Source organism: Streptomyces sp. NBC_00443 (genome assembly GCF_036014175.1).
Classification (GTDB): domain Bacteria; phylum Actinomycetota; class Actinomycetes; order Streptomycetales; family Streptomycetaceae; genus Streptomyces.
The window spans coordinates 2,931,101-2,951,322 of the sequence record NZ_CP107917.1; the positions used below are offsets into that span (position 1 = coordinate 2,931,101).

The 20,222-nt window shown below is 69.7% G+C and carries 20 protein-coding genes and 1 pseudogene; 8 read left to right on the forward strand and 13 right to left on the reverse strand.

The genetic code is table 11. The annotated features are described in order from the left end of the window. Positions 1 to 6: 6 nt before the first annotated feature. Positions 7 to 339, reverse strand: coding sequence for an ATP/GTP-binding protein (locus OHO27_RS12825; protein ID WP_328423357.1), 333 nt, complete (start codon positions 337 to 339; stop codon positions 7 to 9). A 223-nt stretch (positions 340 to 562) separates the two neighbouring features. On the opposite strand from OHO27_RS12825, the gene OHO27_RS12830 reads away from it, so the two are divergent. Then, complete coding sequence (locus OHO27_RS12830) at positions 563 to 1,591, forward strand: LLM class flavin-dependent oxidoreductase (protein ID WP_328423358.1); 1,029 nt, start codon at positions 563 to 565, stop codon at positions 1,589 to 1,591. Positions 1,592 to 1,693: 102 nt separating this feature from the next. Here OHO27_RS12830 and OHO27_RS12835 read toward each other — a convergent pair whose 3' ends face one another. Continuing rightward, on the reverse strand, positions 1,694 to 2,086 hold the full coding sequence (locus OHO27_RS12835; RefSeq protein WP_328423360.1) for an SCO5389 family protein: 393 nt from the start codon (positions 2,084 to 2,086) through the stop codon (positions 1,694 to 1,696). A 265-nt stretch (positions 2,087 to 2,351) separates the two neighbouring features. On the opposite strand from OHO27_RS12835, the gene nucS reads away from it, so the two are divergent. Then, the gene (nucS, locus tag OHO27_RS12840) at positions 2,352 to 3,023 is read left to right on the forward strand and encodes an endonuclease NucS (protein ID WP_328423362.1); all 672 of its coding nucleotides are present in this window, start codon (positions 2,352 to 2,354) and stop codon (positions 3,021 to 3,023) included. Positions 3,024 to 3,104: 81 nt separating this feature from the next. Here the strand turns inward: nucS and OHO27_RS12845 are convergent, their stop codons facing one another. The 4 genes from OHO27_RS12845 to OHO27_RS12860 form a co-directional block, all read right to left on the reverse strand. Next, the gene (locus OHO27_RS12845; protein WP_328423364.1) at positions 3,105 to 5,678 is read right to left on the reverse strand and encodes an ATP-binding protein; all 2,574 of its coding nucleotides are present in this window, start codon (positions 5,676 to 5,678) and stop codon (positions 3,105 to 3,107) included. Between the two features lie 258 nt (positions 5,679 to 5,936). Next, complete coding sequence (locus OHO27_RS12850) at positions 5,937 to 6,260, reverse strand: STAS domain-containing protein (RefSeq protein ID WP_030046661.1); 324 nt, start codon at positions 6,258 to 6,260, stop codon at positions 5,937 to 5,939. 213 nt (positions 6,261 to 6,473) lie between these two features. Further along, the gene (locus OHO27_RS12855; RefSeq protein WP_328423367.1) at positions 6,474 to 7,322 is read right to left on the reverse strand and encodes a 3-hydroxyacyl-CoA dehydrogenase family protein; all 849 of its coding nucleotides are present in this window, start codon (positions 7,320 to 7,322) and stop codon (positions 6,474 to 6,476) included. Between the two features lie 139 nt (positions 7,323 to 7,461). Further along, complete coding sequence (locus OHO27_RS12860; RefSeq protein WP_328423369.1) at positions 7,462 to 8,100, reverse strand: TetR/AcrR family transcriptional regulator; 639 nt, start codon at positions 8,098 to 8,100, stop codon at positions 7,462 to 7,464. A 79-nt stretch (positions 8,101 to 8,179) separates the two neighbouring features. On the opposite strand from OHO27_RS12860, the pseudogene OHO27_RS12865 reads away from it, so the two are divergent. The 3 genes and pseudogenes from OHO27_RS12865 (at position 8,180) to OHO27_RS12875 (ending at position 10,308) form a co-directional block, all read left to right on the forward strand. After that, positions 8,180 to 8,961 (forward strand): annotated as a pseudogene (locus tag OHO27_RS12865) (ABC transporter ATP-binding protein). Positions 8,962 to 8,972: 11 nt separating this feature from the next. Next, positions 8,973 to 9,722: an ABC transporter permease gene (locus OHO27_RS12870; protein ID WP_328423371.1), complete on the forward strand. Its 750-nt coding sequence runs from the start codon at positions 8,973 to 8,975 to the stop codon at positions 9,720 to 9,722. 13 nt (positions 9,723 to 9,735) lie between these two features. Continuing rightward, complete coding sequence (locus tag OHO27_RS12875; RefSeq protein ID WP_328423373.1) at positions 9,736 to 10,308, forward strand: cob(I)yrinic acid a,c-diamide adenosyltransferase; 573 nt, start codon at positions 9,736 to 9,738, stop codon at positions 10,306 to 10,308. Here OHO27_RS12875 and OHO27_RS12880 read toward each other — a convergent pair. Both OHO27_RS12880 and OHO27_RS12885 read right to left on the reverse strand, forming a co-directional pair. Then, positions 10,305 to 10,493 carry a DUF5708 family protein gene (locus tag OHO27_RS12880; protein WP_328423375.1) on the reverse strand — a complete coding sequence of 63 codons (189 nt, stop codon included), beginning with the start codon at positions 10,491 to 10,493 and terminating at the stop codon, positions 10,305 to 10,307. The two genes, OHO27_RS12875 and OHO27_RS12880, sit on opposite strands and share 4 nt — an antisense overlap. Further along, entirely contained in the window at positions 10,490 to 11,083 is a 594-nt protein-coding gene (locus OHO27_RS12885; RefSeq protein ID WP_328423377.1) for a hypothetical protein, read from the reverse strand. Before OHO27_RS12885 ends, OHO27_RS12880 begins: the two co-directional genes overlap by 4 nt. Positions 11,084 to 11,172: 89 nt before the next feature. On the opposite strand from OHO27_RS12885, the gene OHO27_RS12890 reads away from it, so the two are divergent. The 3 genes from OHO27_RS12890 (at position 11,173) to OHO27_RS12900 (ending at position 15,006) form a co-directional block, all read left to right on the forward strand. Then, on the forward strand, positions 11,173 to 12,423 hold the full coding sequence (locus OHO27_RS12890) for a sensor histidine kinase (RefSeq protein WP_443059538.1): 1,251 nt from the start codon (positions 11,173 to 11,175) through the stop codon (positions 12,421 to 12,423). After that, positions 12,420 to 13,061: a response regulator transcription factor gene (locus OHO27_RS12895; RefSeq protein ID WP_328423381.1), complete on the forward strand. Its 642-nt coding sequence runs from the start codon at positions 12,420 to 12,422 to the stop codon at positions 13,059 to 13,061. Before OHO27_RS12890 ends, OHO27_RS12895 begins: the two co-directional genes overlap by 4 nt. A 124-nt stretch (positions 13,062 to 13,185) precedes the next feature. After that, entirely contained in the window at positions 13,186 to 15,006 is a 1,821-nt protein-coding gene (locus tag OHO27_RS12900; RefSeq protein WP_328423383.1) for a glycoside hydrolase family 18 chitinase, read from the forward strand. 68 nt (positions 15,007 to 15,074) lie between these two features. Here OHO27_RS12900 and OHO27_RS12905 read toward each other — a convergent pair whose 3' ends face one another. The 5 genes from OHO27_RS12905 to atpA all read right to left on the reverse strand — a co-directional run bounded on the left by OHO27_RS12905 (position 15,075) and on the right by atpA (position 20,165). Further along, a complete protein-coding gene (locus OHO27_RS12905) occupies positions 15,075 to 15,521 on the reverse strand; it encodes a DUF2550 domain-containing protein (RefSeq protein ID WP_062709764.1) in 447 nt (148 codons plus the stop codon). A gap of 163 nt (positions 15,522 to 15,684) precedes the next feature. After that, complete coding sequence (locus tag OHO27_RS12910; RefSeq protein ID WP_328423388.1) at positions 15,685 to 16,059, reverse strand: F0F1 ATP synthase subunit epsilon; 375 nt, start codon at positions 16,057 to 16,059, stop codon at positions 15,685 to 15,687. Positions 16,060 to 16,188: 129 nt separating this feature from the next. After that, positions 16,189 to 17,625, reverse strand: a complete 1,437-nt coding sequence (gene atpD / locus OHO27_RS12915) for a F0F1 ATP synthase subunit beta (RefSeq protein WP_328423390.1) — start codon at positions 17,623 to 17,625, stop codon at positions 16,189 to 16,191. Beyond that, on the reverse strand, positions 17,625 to 18,542 hold the full coding sequence (locus OHO27_RS12920) for a F0F1 ATP synthase subunit gamma (protein WP_328423392.1): 918 nt from the start codon (positions 18,540 to 18,542) through the stop codon (positions 17,625 to 17,627). The genes atpD and OHO27_RS12920 overlap by 1 nt, the downstream gene beginning before the upstream one ends. Before the next feature lie 21 nt (positions 18,543 to 18,563). Then, the gene (gene atpA / locus OHO27_RS12925) at positions 18,564 to 20,165 is read right to left on the reverse strand and encodes a F0F1 ATP synthase subunit alpha (RefSeq protein WP_328423394.1); all 1,602 of its coding nucleotides are present in this window, start codon (positions 20,163 to 20,165) and stop codon (positions 18,564 to 18,566) included. Positions 20,166 to 20,222: the final 57 nt, after the last annotated feature.

The window sequence follows — 20,222 nt, forward strand, 5'->3', positions numbered from 1 at the left end:
TCCGGCTCAGAACCTCGGCGCGTTCCGGGACCGCTGCACCTGCGTGGTGCGGCGGTCCTTCGCGTTCCAGCACGCCTTGTGCCAGTGCCGGCGGTCGTCGACGCCGCCGTGGTCCGGCCAGGCGACGACATGCGGGACGCCGTCCGGGATCAGCTGGTCGCAGCCCGGGCATCTGTACGCCTTGCCCTGTGCGCTCGAGCCCGCCACATGCCGCACGTTCCAGTCCTCGCCCTGCCAGCTCTCCGTGGACTGCCAGCCGCCGTAACGGCCGGAACGGTCGTCCTCGGCGCTGCTTCCGGACGAGCCGACTCCCTTGGGTCGATTGCGACGCGGGGACACGGAACACCTCACGGGGCTATACAGGATGCGGGGGCCGTGTCCAGCCTACGCGGCGCGGTCAGGGGTAGTCGTACGGCACCAACCCCCACAAGTCCCCCGCTCCGACGAAGCATTCTGCAGACAATCCGCAAATCTCTTCGTCAAGCCGTGTCCTCGGCACGTGTCAGACGGTTATGCCGGGTGGGGGAGCTCCGCGTCGGAGCCAAGGAAGCAGGAAAAGGCAATGCACGTAGGTAGTTTCGTGTTGGCGGCCCGGTTCCCGGGACAGGGCGACGGGGAGGCGCTGCACCGCGCGGTCCGCTCCGCCGAGGTCGCCGAGGAAGCGGGGCTCGACACGGTCTGGCTGGCCGAGCACCACTTCGTGCCGTACGGCACCTGTCCGTCCGCGATCACGCTGGCCGCTTTACTGCTCGGCCGTACCCGGCGGCTGCGGGTCGGCACGGCGGTCAGCGTACTGCCCACCGCGCACCCGGTGACCCTCGGCGAGCAGGCCGCGCTGCTGCACGTCGCCTCCGGCGGTCGGTTCTCGCTGGGGGTGGGGCGCGGCGGCCCCTGGGTCGACCTGGAGGTGTTCGGCTCGGGTCTGCAGGCGTACGAGGAGGGGTTCCCCGAATCGCTCGATCTGCTGCTGCGCTGGCTGCGCGAACCGTCGGTCGCGGCCGCCGGCGAGCAGTTCAGCTTCCGCGAGGTCCCCGTCGTGCCCAGGCCGTCGGAGTGCCTCACGGATGCCACGGGCCCCGAGGTAGTCGTCGCGTGCACGTCACCGCACAGTGTGCGTCTCGCGGCCGAGCGCGGGCTGCCGATGCTGCTCGGGATGCATGTGGGCGACGAGGAGAAGGCCGAGATGGTCGCCCTGTGGCGGGAGTGTGCGCGCGCGGCCGGACGGCCCGCCGACGAGATCCGCGGCGCGGCCCATGTGTCGGCCGGCGTCTGCCAGATCGCGGACCGGCGCACGGACGCGGTGGAAACGCTGACGAAGGCGATGCCGGGCTGGCTGCGGCAGGGCCTGGAGGCCCACGTGACGGTGGACGGCCGCCATCGCGCGATGCGCGACCCGCTGGCGTACACCGAACTGCTCTGCGGACTGCACCCGGTGGGCACCCCGCGCCTGTGCGCCGACCGCCTGGCGGCGACCAGCGAGCGGACCGGGATCTCCCGTTTCGCCCTGCTCGTCGAGGGCTCGGGCGACCTGGCGGCGACCGAGGAGAACGTACGGCGACTGGGCGCCGAAGTCCTCCCCCACCTCGGCTGAATCGCCCGGTCGCGGGCCAACGGCCCGGTCCGTCAAGGGGCTTGCCGCCCCAGTACTGATTGCACCTCCCGCGTACGGAGCGGCAAGCAAGCGGCTACTGCATCAGCAGTCCCTGAATTCCGGCGACTGGTTCATCACCTGACTGCGGACCGAGGTGAAGCGGGTCAGCTTCTCGTCGACCGAGGAGTCAAGCGGGAACACCGCCACCCGGTGGCAGTTCTGGAAGGCCAGTCGCACCCCGAAGTGCCGCTGCAGCGCGCCGCGTATCGCGTCACTCGCAAGCGCACGCAGCAGCTGGCCACGTGCCTGCTCGTCCGGCGGGGGCGTCTGGTTGTCGGCGAACGAGCCGCCGTCGACCTTCAGCTGGGCCACCAGGGAGCTGATCATCTCCCACGCATAGGGCAGGGAGGTCCGGACGCAGTCGACGAAGGCGGCTTCGTCGACCTCGCCTCGCTCGGCCTGTTCGAGTAGGGCCGGTGAGACGTCGAGCGACATGGGTTCTCCTCTCGCACCCCCGCAGCAGCGGGGGTTGCCGGACAGATAGGGGAGTTCGCGATACCGAACACTCTGCGTACACGCCTCGCGACCTCCCGTTTAATACGGTAGGCAACGGACGGTGACGGCACCAGGAGAATGCGTACATGGGCAGTCCTCGTTAGGCGCACAATCGGCCAGAAATGAACAGGGGCAGTCCGGGGTCTTACGGACTCCCCCAGGGCGAATCGCGTCGACACCGGCCCGTCGAGTAGCGTTGCGGACCATGCGTCTCGTCATTGCCCGATGCTCCGTCGACTACGCGGGCCGGCTCACCGCCCACCTGCCCTCGGCGCCCCGTCTGATCCTGGTCAAGGCGGACGGCAGCGTCTCGATCCACGCGGACGACCGGGCCTACAAGCCCCTGAACTGGATGTCGCCGCCCTGCACCCTGAAGGAGGGTGACGGCGAGCAGAAGGACGTCTGGACGGTCATCAACAAAGCGGGCGAGAAGCTGATCATCACGATGGAGGAAGTCCTCCACGACTCCTCGCACGAACTGGGCGTGGACCCCGGCCTGATCAAGGACGGCGTGGAAGCGCACCTCCAGGAGCTCCTCGCCGACCGCATCGAGACCCTCGGCGAGGGCTACTCGCTCATCCGCCGCGAGTACATGACCGCCATCGGCCCGGTCGACATCCTGTGCCGGGACGCCGAGGGCCAGACGGTCGCGGTGGAGATCAAGCGGCGCGGCGAGATCGACGGCGTGGAGCAACTCACGCGCTATCTGGAGCTGTTGAACCGCGATCCCCATCTCGCGCCGGTCCGCGGCATCTTCGCGGCCCAGGAGATCAAGCCGCAGGCCCGGGTCCTGGCGACGGACCGCGGCATCGGCTGCCAGGTGCTGGACTACGACGCGATGCGGGGCATCGAGGACGACAAGCTGCGGTTGTTCTGACGCGCCGTTCTTGGCAGTTGTACGACGAAGAGGGCCGGGTCCTGAGGATGGACCCGGCCTCTTGTCGTCCTGAAGGGCTCCTTAGATCACGGAGTCCGAGCCGCTGGGCGAACCCGCCTCACTCGTCTCCGGGGCGCTCGCTGTGGTGCTCGCGGGGGCACTGGAGGTTGCCGGGCCGCTGGCGGAGTCCGACGTCTGGGGTGAGGAGGGCGGCGGTTCGCTGGTCGGCGGTTCCGACGTAGGGGGCTCGGTCGTCGGCGGTTCCGACGTAGGGGGCTCGGTCGTCGGCGGTTCCGACGTCGGAGGCTTGGGCGAGGTCGGCGGCTTCGACGTCGACGACGGCGGCTTGGTCGGCGAGTTCGACGGACCGCCGCCCGGCCCCTGCGTCCCGCTCGGGTCGTCCGACGGATCCGTCTCGTCGTCGGTCGGGGTCGGGTCGTCCGAGGTGCCGTACGTCCCGTCGGGGCCCGGGTCGGTCGGGCGGCTGGTGGGCGTGCCCGTGTCGCTGGAGCCCTCCCCGTCGTCGCCCTCCGCCTTGTCGGCGCCGAGGCTGTCGTCGCCGACGCCCTGGCTGGCGGAGGGGTTGGGGCCGACCTGGGTGGCCGGGCCGTCGGGGTCGTTGTCGGACGTGGCGCCGAGCGTCACCACCGTGCCGAGCACGGCCACCAGCAGCGCGCCCGCGCCGGCCGCGACGAGGTTGCGACGCGCGAATCCCCGGACGCCGCCGCGGCCCTTGTGCGAGGCCGGGGACGACGGGGACACCGACGAGGCCCGATGCGTGACCAGCGTCGTGGCGTCACCGGCGGGCAGGAAAGCGGCCGGCACGCCGCCGGGCGGCGACTGCGACTCCTCGTACCGCGCGTCCGGCACCTCCTCCCCCGCCGTCGCGCCGAACGCGGCCACTCCCGGTGTCGTACCGGAGCGGTCCGAGACCAGGGCGAGGGCGCGACGACCGGCGACCGTGCCGCGCTTGTCGGCGAGGGCGCCGCGCAGGCCGATGGAGGTCTCCAGCTCGGCGCGGGCCCGGTCCAGCTGGCCGCCGCAGAGCGCGAGGACGCCCAGCTCGTGGTGGAAGTAGGCCTGTTCGGTCACGTCACCGGCCAGGCGCGCGGCCTCGGCGCCGGCCCGCAGGGCCCGCTCCCAGGCACTCCAGTACAGCCCTGCCGCGAACGCGGGCGCCGCCGTGCGGGCCAGTTGCACGGTCGGGCTCTCCTCGCCCTCGGCGGACGGTGTGGTGCCCGGCACGAGCACGGCGAGGGCGGCGAGCACGGCGTCCGCCTCGGCGGCGACCCGCTCCGGTGTGACCGAGGGGTGCCCGGCCCACCAGGCGTAGTGCTGCGCGGCGGCGAGGGCGCCTTCCCGGACGTCCTCGGTGTATCCGGCGGCCTCCAGCTGGGCCTGCACGCCGGCGGCGAGGCGGTAGCGGGAGCCGACCGGAGTGACCAGCCCGCAGTCGGCCAGCTCGCCGAGGGCGGCGTCCGCGTGGGTGTCGCCGACCAGGGCCGGCAGATGCGCCTGGTGCGGCACCTCGCCGCCGAGCGCGACAGCGAACTTCAGGGTGGCGCGGGCCGAGGCGCTGAGCCGCGAGGCGAGCAGCGGAGCGGGCCCTGCCGCCTCGCCGAGCGACGGCAGGGGTGTCTCCACGCCGCCGCTCTCGGTGCCGAACGGCCCGTCGACGGGCGCGTCGAACGGGGCGTCGGCCGGCGGCGCGTCCTCGAAGACGCCGTACTCGTCGACGGCGTCCGCGCCGGCCCGCAGCCGGTCGCGCTGCCGCAGCAGGGCTCCGGCCTGGACGAACCGCAGCGGCAGGCCCTCCGACTCGAACCACAGGTCGCCCGCCCAGTTCGCCTCGTCCTCGGTGAGGACCCGGCCGACCTGGCGCTCCAGCAGCTCCACGCTGTCGGCACGCTCGAAGCCGCCGAGGGCGACCTCCTCGATGCCGGACTCGGTGGACGGCGCGGGAACGTCAGGCGTGGCGCCGATCAGGAACGCGCACTCCGGGGTCGCGTCCAGCAGCTCGTCGAGCGCGGCGCCGCCGAACTCGATGTCGTCCAGGACGACGACCGCGCCGATCTCACGCACGAAGCCGAGCAGTTCGTCCTGATCCGGACGGTGCAGGGGTGCGCCGTAGACGGAGTAGAAGAGCTCGTACAGCAGATCGGCGGGCGGGCGGCGGTAGCCGGTGAGGCGGACCACTCCGTCGGGGGCGAGGTCCGCGCAGTCCTCGGCGACGAGGTCGAGGAGGCTGGTGCGGCCGGCGCCCGGCGAGCCGACCAGACGTACGGAGCGGCCGCGGGCCAGCATCCTTACCAGCTGTTCGCGCTCGTCCTGGCGGGCCAGCAGCGGCTGGGCGGGACGGGTCGGGCCCGGCGGGACGGGCGGTTTGGCGGCACGGTCGACTTCGGCGCGTTCGGCCGGGGTCAGCTTCTCGGGCCGCGAGGGCCGCTCCGCCGGCGGGCAGGCCTCGATCTCGCTGCCGTCGACGGGGTTGACGGTGAGCAGGAAGTCGCCCGAGACCAGCTGCACCGTGCGGGCCAGTGCGGGCGAGTGCTGTCCGAAGTCGGGTGTGAGGGGATCCCTGGGCGGGCGCTGGCGGGACGACTGGCCGTCGCCGTCATGGCCGTACTCCTCGGGTCCCCGGGTGTTCGGGTCCATCGGTTCAAGCCCCCAAAAGCGTCTCGTGTGCGTCGGCGGCCCCTCCCGGCCTTTGCACACCGCGCTGTCGCTTCTGGTCCGGGCCCGCTCGAAGGGGTTTGTCTAGGCAGCGGGCAGCCGAACCCTAAACCTTCGCACAGTATCTACGACAGCCCGGGGTACCGCGCCGCCCGAGACATCACAGTCTCGTGAGAATTGTGCGCGACGTACGATTCGCAACCGGAACGTCCGACTGTCCCGCCCCACCAGTGCCGGGTGTCACACCCGAGGCAGGGACTCCACCCCGATGCCGCCCTCGATCGCCAGGATCCGGTGCAGCCGGGTGGCCACCAGCAGGCGCTGCATCTGCGGCGGTACGCCGCGCAGCACCAGGCGCCGGCCGCAGCGGCCGGCCCGCCGGTGGGCCCCCATGATCACCCCGAGTCCGGTGGCGTCCCAGGAGTCCAGCTCGGACAGGTCGAGCACCAGATCGCCGACTCCGTCGTCGACGGCCGAGTGCAGGACCGTACGGGCGTCCGCCGCGCTGCGGACGTCGAGGACGCCCCCGACGACCAGTTCGGCGTGGTCGCCCCTGATGTGCATATGCGCTCCCCAAGCGTGCGTCGTGCTCCGCGATGCGTTGCCTGTTGTCTGTGCCTGTATCTGTGCCTGTGTTTGTTGTGAGTCTTCGCTGTGGCCGGTGATGCAACCTCTGACTGTGTTGAGCGGTCAGAGGTTGCCGTCTGTAAGCGAACCGATACCGAATTCACCCCATCGCGTGATGGGCGCAGGGGCTGTGCGGTGCTTTACGAAAGCTCAGTAGCTGTAGAAGCCTTGCCCGCTCTTGCGTCCGATGTCACCCGCGTCCACCATCCGGCGCATCAGCTCCGGCGGGGCGAACTTCTCGTCCTGGGACTCGGTGTAGATGTTGCTGGTGGCGTGCAGCAGGATGTCGACGCCGGTGAGGTCGGCCGTGGCGAGGGGGCCCATGGCGTGACCGAAGCCCAGCTTGCAGGCGAGGTCGATGTCCTCGGCGGTGGCGACGCCCGACTCGTAGAGCTTGGCGGCCTCGACGACGAGCGCCGAGATGAGGCGGGTCGTCACGAACCCGGCGACATCGCGGTTGACGACGATGCAGGTCTTGCCGACGGACTCGGCGAACTCGCGCGCGGTGGCGAGGGTTTCGTCGCTCGTCTTGTAACCGCGGACCAGCTCGCACAGCTGCATCATCGGGACCGGCGAGAAGAAGTGCACACCCACGACCCGCTCGGGGCGCTCGGTGGCGGCCGCGATCTTGGTGATCGGAATGGCGGAGGTGTTGGAGGCGAGCACGGCGTCCTCGCGCACGATCTTGTCGAGGGCGCGGAAGATCTCGTGCTTGACTTCGAGCTTCTCGAAGACGGCCTCGACGACAACGTCCGCGTCTGCGGCGGCGTCCAGGTCGGTGGTCGCGGTGATACGGGCCAGGGCGGCGTCGGCGTCGTGCGCCTCCAGCTTGCCCTTGCTGACGAACTTGTCGTACGACGCCTTGATGCCGTCCGTGCCGCGCTTCAACGCCTCGTCGGTGACGTCACGCAGGACCACGTCCCAGCCCGCCTGAGCGGAGACCTGAGCGATCCCGGAACCCATCAAGCCGGCGCCGATGACGGCAAGCTTCCGTGCCACTGTTGCGACTCCCCTTTGAAACGCCTTACACCCTGTTTAGGTTGCTCTTCGGCGGACCTTAGCGCTCGTGAGGGACTGTGTGACCGGTTAGTAACGCGAGTCACGTCTCACTTGACGGACATCACACCGGCACGGGCCATTACGCGCCACGGACGGCGTAGTTGAGCACCTTCTCGCTCAACAGCTCCTCGATGTCGTCGAGAAGGACCAGCATCTCTCGTGACACTTTGCCCGGATTGCGCCCGGCGGTCATCTCCTGCCCGATGCGGACGAACACCGCCTGGTGGATCCAGGCGATCTGACCGGCGATCAGCCCCGGCATCGGGTCGGCGGCGTCCGCGCCGGTCTCCTCGCGCAGGGTCGAGGCCAGGTGGTCGTGGATCTCCTGCTGCATGCTCCACAGCCGGGAGCGCAGCGGCGGCGCCTCCTGGATGCAGCGCATGAAGCGGTCGTAGCCCTCGATGAGGCCCACCCGGGGCGAGACCGCCTCGACGTCGGCGCGCAGTTCGCGCAGCACGGCCCGGACGGCCGACTCCCCGTCCTCCCGGCCGCGCACCCAGCGTGAGAGCTGCTCGACGACTCCGGCGGAGCGGTCGAAGAAGAGGTCCTCCTTCGCCGGGAAGTAGTTATAGACGGTGTTCACGGAGACGTCGGCGGCCTCCGCCACCTCCGCGATGGTCACGGTCACGAAGCCGTGCTCCAGGAACAGCCCGGTGGCGATGTCCGAGATCCGCTGTCTCGTCTCGCGCTTCTTCCGCTCCCTGAGCCCCTCAGCCATGACCCCATCCTAACTTCGATGGGGTCACTAAAACTTTGGGGTCATTGCAAACTTTAAGAGACTCTGTTTTTCTGGGGCCATGCCAATCATCAGTACGGCCGGACTGGCCCGTACCTTCCAGACCAAGCTCGGCCCGGTGGAGGCCGTGCGCGGCATCGACCTGACCGTGCGCGAGGGCGAGATCCTCGGCCTTCTGGGGCCGAACGGGGCCGGCAAGACGACGACCTTGCGGATACTCACGACCTTGCTGGCGCCCACCGGGGCGCGGCCACCGTGGCGGGCCGCGATCTCGCGACCGACCCCGCCGGAGTACGGCGGGCGTGCGGTTACGTGGCCCAGTCGGGCGGGGTCGACCCGCAGATCAGCGTGCGGGAGGAGCTGGTCACCCAGGGCCGGCTGTACCGCCTGACGAAGGCGCAGGCGGCCGAGCGCGCCGGGGAGTTGGCCCGCGACCTGGGACTGACCGACCTCCTCGACCGCAAGGCCGGCACCCTCTCCGGCGGCCAGCGCCGACGCCTCGACATCGCGATGGCGCTCACGCACCGCCCGAAGGTCCTGTTCCTCGACGAGCCGACGACCGGGCTCGACCCCGGCAGCCGCGCCGACCTGTGGGACCTGATCCGGCGCCTGCGCGACGAGCACGGCACGACGGTGTTCCTGACCACCCACTACCTCGACGAGGCCGACGCCCTCTCCGACCGCCTGGTCGTCGTCGACCGGGGCGTGGTCGTGGCCGAGGGCACGCCGACCGCGCTGAAGCTTCGGTACGGCGGCTCGATCGACGCAAGCCTCCAGGACACCTTCCTCGCCATCACCGGCCGCGGTCCCTCCCCGGCCGACGCCGCCCCCGTAGCCGTATAGGACCCCTTCTGATGCTGCTGCACGACACGGCCCTCATCTACGGCCGCCATCTCCGTCAGTCCCTGCGCTCCCGCTTCGCCCTGCTCTTCGGCGTGCTGATGCCGCTGCTGTACCTGCTGTTCTTCGGCCCGCTGCTCACGGATCTGCCGCTGGGCGGGGAGGGCAGTTCGTGGCAGGTCCTCGTCCCGGGTCTGCTGCTCCAACTCGGCCTGTTCGGCGCGTCGTTCGCCGGGTTCTCGATCATCATCGAGAAGAGCCAGGGGGTGGTGGAGCGGATGCGGGTGACGCCCGTCAGCCGGCTCGCCCTGCTGCTGGGGCGGGTGCTGCGCGATGCCACGGTGTTCGTCTTCCAGGCGGTGCTGCTGGTGCTCGCGGCGCTGGTGATGGGCCTGCGGGCGCCCCTGCCCGGCGTGCTGATCGGCTTCGCGTTCGTCGGGCTGCTGACGGTGTCGCTCGCCTCGCTGTCGTACGCGCTCGCCATGAAGGTCCGCACTCCGCAGGAGTTCGGCCCGGCGATCAACGCCATGACGATGCCGATGATGCTGCTGTCGGGCCTGATGCTCCCGATGACGCTGGGGCCGACGTGGCTGGACGTGCTGTCGCACTTCGTGCCGTTCCGCTATCTGGTGGACGCCGTGCGCGCCGCGTACGTCGGCTCGTACGCGACAGCGCCCATGCTGTACGGCGTCCTGGTCGCCGTCGCCTTCGCCGGAGTGGCCGTGACGGTCGGCACACGCGTGTTCCGAACCGCCGGAGCGTAACTACGCTGGCCACATGGTCAATCTGACGCGCATCTACACCAGGACCGGCGACCAGGGCACCACCGCCCTCGGCGACATGAGCCGGGTCGCCAAGACCGATCTGCGGATCTCGGCGTACGCCGACGCCAACGAGGCCAATGCGGTGCTCGGCACCGCCATCGCGCTGGGCGGGCTCGACGAGGAGGTCGTCAAGGTCCTCACCCGTGTGCAGAACGACCTGTTCGACGTGGGTGCGGACCTGTCGACGCCGGTGGTGGAGAACCCGGAGTTCCCGCCCCTGCGGGTCGAGCAGTTCTACATCGACAAGCTGGAAGCCGACTGCGACCGCTTCAACGAGCAGTTGGAGAAGCTGCGGTCCTTCATCCTGCCGGGCGGCACACCGGGCGCGGCCCTGCTGCACCAGGCCTGCACGGTCGTACGCCGGGCCGAGCGCTCGACGTGGGCGGCGCTGGAGGCGCACGGCGAGGTGATGAACCCGCTGACGGCGACCTATCTGAACCGCCTGTCCGACCTCCTGTTCATCCTCGCCAGGACGGCGAACAAGGAGGTCGGGGACGTGCTGTGGGTGCCGGGCGGGGACCGCTAGGCGCTCTCTCGCGCCCGTTGGAACAGGCCCAGTGCGACCAGGGCGCCGCCGACGCACATCATCACCAGGCCGACCTTCGTCAAGGTGACCACCGGGACCTCCACGTCCTCGGTGAACAGCCACAGCGGCAGGCCGACCAAGAAGGTGGCGGCGCCCTCCAGCAGGTTTCTCGACGCCTGGCTCACGACTCCACCCGCTCCTTCTCCGTCTCCGTCGTGAGCTGATACCGCGCCTCCTCGCCGGCCGGCGCCTTGCGCGGCCAGATCGTGTACGACAGGGCGATCAGGCCGTAGATGCCGACCGTACGGATCGCCACCCACTGGAAGCTGCGCAGGGAGCTGACGTCGCCGTCGTCGCCGACGTACCAGACGGCGAGCTGGAGCAGGCCCAGCGCCACCGCGCCGCCGTACACGGCCCGCATCCACAGCTTGGCTTCGTGGCGGGCGCGGGCGCTGCCGTAACGCGGAGGCTTGCGCGGAGGCGGGGCGCCGCCCAGGCGGTGGGCCGCGTGGCCGTCCAGCCAGCGGATCGTGTAGTGGCCGAAGGCCACGGTGTAGCCGATGTACAGCCCCGCGAGGCCATGCTTCCAGCTCGGGTCGGAGCCGTTCTTCAGATCGATGGCGGCCGCGACGAACAGGACCAGCTCCAGCACCGGCTCGCACAAAAGCAGCACCACGCTCGTACGGCGCCACTTCAGCAGGTAGCGGACGGACAGGCCCAGGGCCAGCAGCACCCAGAAGCCGACCTCGCAGGCGATGATGAGGGCGACGATCACAACTTGCTCCCTTCGGTCACCCTTCAAGGCTCCCGTCGGGACCGGCCGCTTTCGTCGTCGCCACTGACGAAGTCGCGGTACATCGAAAGATGCAGTCCAGGACCCTTCCCGGGAATCAGGCGCCGAGCGCGCACGCCGTGTTGGATGGAGCCATGCTCCTCCCCCGCCCGCACCGCTTCGACGTGTACATCGCTGTCGGCGGGCTGCTCGGCGGCCTGCTGCTGGTGGGCATCGGCCTGGGCACCCGGCCCGCCGACGACCCGGTCACGCTCTTCGACGGCCCCTGGCCCATCCTGGTGCCGCTCGGCGTCATGACCTGCTGCGAGTTGCTGCGCCGGGCGGCCCCGCGCACAGCCCTGCTGACCGGCTCGGTCGCGATCTGCGCGGACGTCGTGACACAGGGCAATCTGGCCACGGTCCTGATGTTCACCGACATCGTCTACGCGGCCGTACTGTACGGCCCGCTCGCCTCGGCCCGCCGTATCCAGTGGATCACCGGCCTGCTCACGGTGGCCGCGACCCTGGTGCCGTTCGCGGTGTGGCGCAAACCGGAGGCGCTGCTGATCGGCGTGGTCGTCGGGGTCGTGGCGTACGGGCCCGCCGCGACGGGCTGGATCGTGCGCAACCACCGTGACGCCGCCGAGGCCGCCCGGCTGCGCGCCGAACAGACCGCGCTGCTCGCCGAGATGGACCGCGCGCAGGCCGTGACGTCGGAACGCTCGCGCATGGCACGCGAGTTGCACGACATGGTCGCCAACCACCTCTCCGCCATCGCCATCCACTCCACGGCCGCGCTCTCCCTCGACGATCCGAAGACCTCCCGGGACGCCCTGACGGTCATCCGCGAGAACAGCGTGGAGGGCCTCGCCGAGATGCGCCGGCTCATCGGCATCCTGCGCGACGCCGGCGGCGACACCGAGCCGGTCGCCGCCCCCACGCTCGACGGCCTGGACGCCCTGGCCGAGGGCGCCCGCACCAACGGCCTCGACGTCCACCTCGACGCGGACCCCGGCACCGTCCCCACCCCCGTCGAGCTCGCCGCCTACCGCATCGTGCAGGAGTCGCTGACCAACGCCCTCAAGCACGCCGGCCCGGGCCGGGTCTCCGTGTCGCTCGCCCGGCGGAACGGCTCGCTCACCGTCACGGTGACCAGCCCGTACGGCGACCGTGACGGCCCGCGCGCCCCCGGCTCCGGCGCCGGTCTGGTCGGCATGCGGGAACGCGTCGCGCTGCTGGACGGCACCTTCGAGGCCGGCCCCGAGGACTCGCCCGACGGCAAGGTCTGGGCCGTACGCGCAGCCCTACCCGTCACCGACACGGTCGAAGGAGACCCCGCATGATCCGCGTGCTCGTCGCCGAGGACCAGTCCGCCGTCCGCGCCGGGCTGGTCCTCATCCTGCGCAGCGCGCCCGACATCGACGTGGTCGGCGAGGCGGGGGACGGTGAGCAGGCGGTGGCCCTGGCCCGCGAACTGCGGCCCGACCTGGTGCTGATGGACGTACAGATGCCACGCCTGGACGGGGTGTCGGCAACCCGGCAGGTCGTCGCCGAGCGGCTGGCCGACGTGCTCGTGCTGACCACCTTCGACCTCGACGAGTACGTGTTCGGGGCACTGCGGGCGGGCGCGTCCGGGTTCCTGCTCAAGAACACCGACGCCAAGGACCTGCTGGAGGCGGTGCGCACGGTGGCGCGCGGCGAGGGCCTCATCGCCCCGGCCGTCACCCGGCGCCTGATCGCCGAGTTCGCCGCCAAGCCCGTGCGCGAGCCGACGGCCGACCTGTCCGTCCTGGACAGCCTCACCCGGCGCGAGCGGGAGGTGCTGTCCTGCCTGGGCGAGGGCCTGTCCAACGCCGACATCGCGTCCCGGCTCGACATGGCCGAGGCGACCGTTAAGACACATGTCAGCCGATTGCTGGGGAAACTGGAGTTGCGCAGCCGGGTCCAAGCGGCCGTATTGGCACAGGAGTTGGGCATCTGAGGTTTATGCCTCGGAACTGGTCCAGACCTATTGACCGGTGGTCCAGACCTTTCTATTCTCACCGCACCATGAGAGGGCGTGAGGCTCAGTCGCGCCCCGTGACTCCCCACCAAGGAGGCGCAGCATGCGCTTCAGACACAGAGCCATGGCAGGGTTCGCGACCCTGCTGCTCCCGCTGGCCGGTCTGGTCGGCCTCGCGAGCCCGGCCGAAGCCGCCACGTCCGCCACCGCCACCTACGCCAAGACCCAGGACTGGGGCTCCGGCTTCGAGGGCAAGTGGACGGTGAAGAACACCGGCACGACCGCCCTCAGCTCCTGGACCGTCGAGTGGGACTTCCCCTCCGGCACGTCCGTCACCTCAGCCTGGGACGCCGACGTCACCTCCTCCGGCACCCACTGGACCGCCAAGAACAAGTCCTGGAACGGCTCCCTCGCCGCCGGCGCCTCCGTCACCTTCGGCTTCAACGGCACCGGCACCGGCTCCCCCGCCAACTGCAAGCTCAACGGCGGCAGTTGTGACGGCGGCAGCGTCCCCGGCGACAACCCGCCGTCCGCTCCCGGCACGCCCAGCGCCGCCGACATCACCAACACCTCGGTGAAGCTTTCCTGGTCGGCCGCCACCGACGACAAGGGCATCAAGAACTACGACGTCCTGCGTGGCGGCACCAAGGTCGCGACGGTGACGGCCACGTCGTACACCGACAGCGGCCTGACCGCCGGCACCGACTACTCCTACACCGTCCAGGCCCGCGACACCGCCGACCAGACCGGTCCGGCGAGCGGCGCCCGCGCGGTGCGCACCACCGGCGGCGGCACCGACCCGAACCCCGGCGCGAAGACCAACCTCGGGTACTTCACCGAGTGGGGCGTCTACGGCCGCAACTACCACGTCAAGAACCTGGTGACCTCGGGCTCCGCCTCGAAGATCACCCACATCAACTACGCGTTCGGCAACGTCAAGAACGGTCAGTGCACCGTCGACGACACCTACGCCGCCTACGACAAGGCCTACACCGCCGACCAGTCCGTCAGCGGCACCGCCGACACCTGGGACCAGCCGCTGCGCGGCAACTTCAACCAGCTGCGCCAGCTGAAGGCCAAGTACCCGCACATCAAGGTGCTGTACTCGTTCGGCGGCTGGACCTACTCCGGCGGCTTCGGCCAGGCCGCGGCCAACGCGGCGGCGTTCGCCAAGTCCTGCAAGGCCGTCGTGGAGGACCCGCGCTGGGCCGACGTCTTCGACGGTATCGACATCGACTGGGAGTACCCGAACGCCTGCGGCCTGACCTGCGACACCTCAGGACCTGCCGCGATCAGGAACCTGATGTCGGCGCTGCGCACCGAGTTCGGCTCCAACTACCTCGTCACCGCGGCCATCACCGCCGACGGCTCCAACGGCGGCAAGATCGACGCGGCCGACTACGGCGGCGCCTCCCAGTACCTCGACTGGTACAACGTGATGACGTACGACTACTTCGGCGCCTTCGACGCGGACGGCCCCACCGCCCCGCACTCGCCGCTGACCTCGTACGCCGGCATCCCGCAGGCGGGCTTCAACTCCGCCGACGCGATCGCCAAGCTGAAGGCGAAGGGCGTCCCGTCCGCCAAGCTGCTGCTCGGCATCGGCTTCTACGGCCGCGGCTGGACCGGCGTCACCCAGTCCGCCCCGGGCGGATCGGCGACCGGCGCGGCTCCCGGCACCTACGAGGCGGGCATCGAGGACTACAAGGTCCTCAAGAACTCCTGCCCGTCGAACGGCACCATCGCCGGCACGGCCTACGCGCACTGCGGCAACAACTGGTGGTCCTACGACACCCCGTCGACCATCGCCGGAAAGATGACCTGGGCCAAGAACCAGGGCCTCGGCGGCGCGTTCTTCTGGGAGTTCAGCGGCGACACCAGCAACGGTGAGCTGGTGACCGCCATCAACAGCGGCCTGAAGTAGGCCCACTAAGCAACATTGACGCTCCCCCAGACTTCGTCCGGGGGACCCCACCCAGCGAGTGAATGTGGCTACGCCACATTCACTCGCTGTCCGGGTGGGGCTGCTTCCAGCCACGCGAGAAACCCGGTCAGCGCGTCTTCGCTCATGGCGAGTTCGAGGCGGGTGCCGCGATGGAGACAGGTGAGGATCACCGCGTCGGAGAGCAGCGCCAGTTCCTCCTCGCCGTCGGGCACCCGGCGGCCGGCCACCTCGATGGCGGAGCGCTCCAGGATGCGGCGCGGGCGATAGGCGTAGGAGAAGACGCGGTACCACTCGATACGGTCGCCGTTGTAGCGGGCGACGCCGTAGCTCCAGCCCTTGCCGCTGGTGTCGGGTTTCTCCGGCACGTCCCAGCGCAGGGAACAGTCGAAGGTGCCGCCCGAGCGCTGGATGAGCCTTCGGCGCAGGCCGAAGACGAACAACCCCAGCACCACGAGGGCGACGACGATTCCGCACACAGTCAGAGCGAGGACCATCGGCACCGACCTCCTCGTCTCCTAGGTAACGGAACGGAAAAAACTTCCATATCTGCCTCAGCCGCGACCGGCACCGGATTGCTCCGGTCCCAGCCGCGGCTGAGTGACGTCATCGCGTGCGCTCCCTCCAGAGCCTAAAGGGCCCGGGAGGTACCTCCAGGGGTCAGCGCGCCGTCGCCGCCCGCAGACGGACCTCCGCGCGGCGCTCGGCGGAGGCGTCGTCGTCGGACTGCGCGCGCTCCAGCGCCCGCTCCGCGCGCTGGACATCGATCTCGTCCGACAGCTCGGCGATCTCGGCCAGCAGCGACAGCTTGTCGTCCGCGAAGGAGACGAAACCGCCGTGCACCGCGGCGATGACGGTTCCACCTTCACTCGTACGGATGGTCACCGGGCCCGACTCCAGCACACCGAGCAGCGGCTGGTGACCGGGCATGACGCCGATGTCGCCGGACGTGGTACGCGCGACGACCAGGGTGGCCTGGCCCGACCAGACCTCACGGTCGGCGGCGACCAGCGCGACGTGCAGCTCAGCAGCCAAGGTGGCTCCTCGGGTCACCACCCGGCGGGTTCTGCCGGGTGTTGGTTACAAGTCTAATAGGCATGGAAGAGGGGGCGGGACGTGCCCCGCCCCCTCACCAAGAGCACAAGGCTCACAAGCACCGGTGCGTCAGGAGACGCCCAGCTCCTTCGCGTTCTTCTTCAGGTCCTCGATACCACCGCAGAGGAAGAAGGCCTGCTCCGGGAAGTGGTCGAAGTCACCGTCGATGATCGCGTTGAACGCGGTGATCGACTCGTCCAGCGGCACGTCCGAACCGTCCACGCCGGTGAACTGCTTGGCGACGTGGGTGTTCTGGGACAGGAAGCGCTCGACACGGCGGGCACGCTGGACGACCAGCTTGTCCTCCTCGCCGAGCTCGTCGATGCCGAGGATGGCGATGATGTCCTGGAGGTCCTTGTACTTCTGCAGGATCCCCTTGACACGCATGGCGGTGTTGTAGTGGTCCGCCGCGATGTAGCGCGGGTCCAGGATGCGGGACGTGGAGTCCAGCGGGTCCACGGCCGGGTAGATGCCCTTCTCGGAGATCGGACGGGACAGCACCGTCGTCGCGTCGAGGTGGGCGAACGTGGTCGCCGGGGCCGGGTCGGTCAGGTCGTCCGCGGGGACGTAGATCGCCTGCATCGAGGTGATCGAGTGACCACGGGTCGAGGTGATGCGCTCCTGGAGGAGACCCATCTCGTCGGCCAGGTTCGGCTGGTAACCCACCGCGGAGGGCATCCGGCCGAGCAGGGTCGAGACCTCGGAACCGGCCTGCGTGAAGCGGAAGATGTTGTCGACGAAGAACAGCACGTCCTGCTTCTGCACATCGCGGAAGTACTCCGCCATGGTCAGACCGGCGAGGGCCACGCGCAGACGGGTGCCCGGGGGCTCGTCCATCTGACCGAAGACCAGGGCGGTCTTGTCGATGACGCCCGACTCGGCCATCTCCTCGATGAGGTCGTTGCCCTCACGGGTGCGCTCACCGACACCGGCGAACACGGAGACACCGTCGTGGTTGTTGGCGACGCGGTAGATCATCTCCTGGATGAGCACCGTCTTGCCGACGCCGGCACCGCCGAACAGGCCGATCTTTCCACCCTTGACGTACGGGGTGAGAAGGTCGATGACCTTGACGCCGGTCTCGAACATCTCGGTCTTCGACTCGAGCTCGTCGAAGTTCGGGGCCTTGCGGTGGATGCCCCACCGCTCGCCGTCGTACTGCTCGTCGACGTTCAGCACCTCACCGAGGGTGTTGAACACCTTGCCCTTGGTGAAGTCACCGACGGGCACCGTGATGGAGGCACCGGTGTCGGTGACCGGGGCCTGGCGGACCAGACCGTCGGTGGGCTGCATCGAGATCGTGCGGACCAGGCCGTCACCCAGGTGCTGGGCGACCTCCAGGGTCAGCGTCTTCTTCTCGCCGTCCTTGGCCGGGTCGGCCACCTCGACGTGAAGGGCGTTGTAGATCTCCGGCATGGCGTCGACGGGGAATTCCACGTCGACGACCGGGCCGATGACCCGGGCGACGCGGCCCGTGGCAACGGCCGTCTCAACTGTCGTCGTCATTACCTGTCACTCCCCGCGGTCGCGTCGGCCAGGGCTGCGGAGCCACCGACGATCTCGCTGATTTCCTGGGTGATTTCGGCCTGGCGGGCCGCGTTGGCAAGCCGCGAGAGCGTCTCGATGAGCTCTCCCGCGTTGTCGGTGGCCGACTTCATCGCGCGCCGCGTGGCGGCGTGCTTGGAGGCGGCCGACTGGAGCAGCGCGTTGTAGATACGGCTCTCCACGTAGCGCGGCAGCAGGGCGTCGAGGACGTCCTCCGCCGAGGGCTCGAAGTCGTACAGCGGACGGATCTCGCCCGCGGGCGCGGACTCCTTGGCGACCTCTTCGAGGCTGAGCGGCAGCAGACGGTCGTCGAGGGCCGTCTGCGTCATCATCGAGACGAACTCGGTGAAGACGATGTGGAGTTCGTCCACGCCGCCGTCGGCCGTGTCCTTCTCGATCGCCTCGATCAGCGGCGCCGCGACCTTCTTGGCGTCCGCGTACGACGGCTCGTCCGTGAAGCCGCTCCACGACTCCGCGATCTTGCGCTCACGGAAGTTGTAGTGGGCTACACCACGGCGGCCGACGATGTAGATCTCGACCTCCTGGCCCTCACGCTCCAGACGCGCGGTCAGCTGCTCCGCGATCTTGATGGCGTTCGAGTTGAAGGCGCCGGCGAGACCCCGGTCGCTCGTCAGGAGCAGCACCGCGGACCGCGTGACCGTCTCGGCCTGCGTGGTCAGCGGGTGCTTGGTGTTCGAGCCGGTGCCGACCGCCGTGACCGCGCGGGTGAGCTCGGTCGCGTACGGCGTGGAGGCGGCCACCTTGCGCTGCGCCTTGACGACGCGCGAGGCGGCGATCATCTCCATCGCCTTGGTGATCTTCTTGGTCGCGGTGACGGATCGGATGCGACGCTTGTAGACCCGGAGCTGGGCTCCCATGAGTCAGGTCCCTTCCTTACGTCACTTGGAGGCGCTGGTCGCCTTCGGACCGGCCTCTTCGCCGAGCAGCTTGCCGTCCGAGGTCTCGAACTGCTTCTTGAACTCGGCGATGGCGTCGGCCACGGCGGTCAGCGTGTCGTCCGACATCTTGCCGCCCTCCTTGATGGAGGTCATGAGGCCCTGCTCCTTGCGGTGCAGGAACTCCAGGAGCTCCGTCTCGAAGCGGCGGATGTCCTTGACCGGAACGTCGTCCATCTTGCCGGTCGTGGCACCCCAGACCGAGACGACCTGGTCCTCGGTGGCCATCGGCTGGTACTGAGCCTGCTTGAGCAGCTCGACCAGACGCGACCCACGCTCCAGCTGCGCCTTCGACGCGGCGTCCAGGTCGGAACCGAAGGCGGCGAACGCCTCCAGCTCGCGGTACTGGGCCAGGTCCAGACGGAGACGGCCGGAGACCTGCTTCATCGCCTTGTGCTGCGCGGAACCACCGACTCGGGAGACGGAGATACCGACGTTCAGCGCGGGACGCTGACCGGCGTTGAACAGGTCCGACTCCAGGAAGCACTGGCCGTCGGTGATGGAGATGACGTTGGTCGGGATGAACGCCGAGACGTCGTTGGCCTTGGTCTCGACGATCGGCAGACCCGTCATCGAACCGGCGCCCATGTCGTCGGAGAGCTTCGCGCAGCGCTCCAGCAGACGGGAGTGCAGGTAGAAGACGTCACCCGGGTAGGCCTCACGGCCCGGCGGGCGGCGCAGCAGCAGGGACACGGCGCGGTAGGCGTCGGCCTGCTTCGAGAGGTCGTCGAAGATGATGAGGACGTGCTTGCCCTCGTACATCCACTGCTGGCCGATGGCCGAGCCGGTGTACGGGGCCAGGTACTTGAAGCCCGCCGGGTCGGACGCCGGAGCGGCGACGATGGTGGTGTACTCGAGCGCGCCGTTCTCCTCCAGCGCGCGGCGGACCGACGCGATGGTCGAGCCCTTCTGGCCGATGGCGACGTAGATGCAGCGGACCTGCTTCTTCACGTCGCCCGAGCGCCAGTTGTCGCGCTGGTTGATGATCGTGTCGACGGCCAGGGCGGTCTTGCCGGTCTGGCGGTCACCGATGATCAGCTGACGCTGGCCACGGCCGATCGGGGTCATCGCGTCGACGGCCTTGTAGCCGGTCTCCATCGGCTCGTGCACCGACTTACGGGCCATGACGCCCGGAGCCTGCAGCTCGAGGGCGCGGCGGCCGGACGTCTCGATCTCGCCGAGGCCGTCGATCGGGTTGCCGAGCGGGTCGACGACGCGGCCGAGGTAGCCCTCGCCGACCGCCACGGAGAGGACCTCACCGGTACGGGAGACCGGCTGACCCTCCTCGATGCCGCTGAACTCACCGAGGACGACGGCGCCGATCTCGCGCTCTTCCAGGTTGAGCGCGAGTCCGAGGGTGCCGTCCTCGAACTTCAGCAGTTCGTTGGCCATGGCCGAGGGCAGGCCCTCGACCTTCGCGATGCCGTCGCCGGCAAGGGTGACCGTACCGACCTCCTCGCGCGAGGCCGCGTCCGGCTTGTACGACTGGACGAAGTTCTCCAGCGCGTCCCGGATCTCCTCCGGCCGGATCGTGAGCTCCGCCATCTGGGTTCCCTGCTCTCCTTGTTGGGCCCGAAGTTTCACTTTGGGGGGATGGGGACT

Bases quoted from the DNA above. Each gene is read 5' to 3' on its own strand.
- OHO27_RS12830 (WP_328423358.1), top strand. From the start codon at position 563: ATGCACGTAGGTAGTTTCGTGTTGGCGGCCCGGTTCCCGGGACAGGGC.
- OHO27_RS12835 (WP_328423360.1), bottom strand. From the start codon at position 2,086: ATGTCGCTCGACGTCTCACCGGCCCTACTCGAACAGGCCGAGCGAGGC.
- nucS (WP_328423362.1), top strand. From the start codon at position 2,352: ATGCGTCTCGTCATTGCCCGATGCTCCGTCGACTACGCGGGCCGGCTC.
- OHO27_RS12845 (WP_328423364.1), bottom strand. From the start codon at position 5,678: ATGGACCCGAACACCCGGGGACCCGAGGAGTACGGCCATGACGGCGAC.
- OHO27_RS12850 (WP_030046661.1), bottom strand. From the start codon at position 6,260: ATGCACATCAGGGGCGACCACGCCGAACTGGTCGTCGGGGGCGTCCTC.
- OHO27_RS12860 (WP_328423369.1), bottom strand. From the start codon at position 8,100: ATGGCTGAGGGGCTCAGGGAGCGGAAGAAGCGCGAGACGAGACAGCGG.
- OHO27_RS12870 (WP_328423371.1), top strand. From the start codon at position 8,973: ATGCTGCTGCACGACACGGCCCTCATCTACGGCCGCCATCTCCGTCAG.
- OHO27_RS12875 (WP_328423373.1), top strand. From the start codon at position 9,736: ATGGTCAATCTGACGCGCATCTACACCAGGACCGGCGACCAGGGCACC.
- OHO27_RS12890 (WP_443059538.1), top strand. From the start codon at position 11,173: ATGCAGTCCAGGACCCTTCCCGGGAATCAGGCGCCGAGCGCGCACGCC.
- OHO27_RS12895 (WP_328423381.1), top strand. From the start codon at position 12,420: ATGATCCGCGTGCTCGTCGCCGAGGACCAGTCCGCCGTCCGCGCCGGG.
- OHO27_RS12900 (WP_328423383.1), top strand. From the start codon at position 13,186: ATGCGCTTCAGACACAGAGCCATGGCAGGGTTCGCGACCCTGCTGCTC.
- OHO27_RS12905 (WP_062709764.1), bottom strand. From the start codon at position 15,521: ATGGTCCTCGCTCTGACTGTGTGCGGAATCGTCGTCGCCCTCGTGGTG.
- atpD (WP_328423390.1), bottom strand. From the start codon at position 17,625: ATGACGACGACAGTTGAGACGGCCGTTGCCACGGGCCGCGTCGCCCGG.
- OHO27_RS12920 (WP_328423392.1), bottom strand. From the start codon at position 18,542: ATGGGAGCCCAGCTCCGGGTCTACAAGCGTCGCATCCGATCCGTCACC.
- atpA (WP_328423394.1), bottom strand. From the start codon at position 20,165: ATGGCGGAGCTCACGATCCGGCCGGAGGAGATCCGGGACGCGCTGGAG.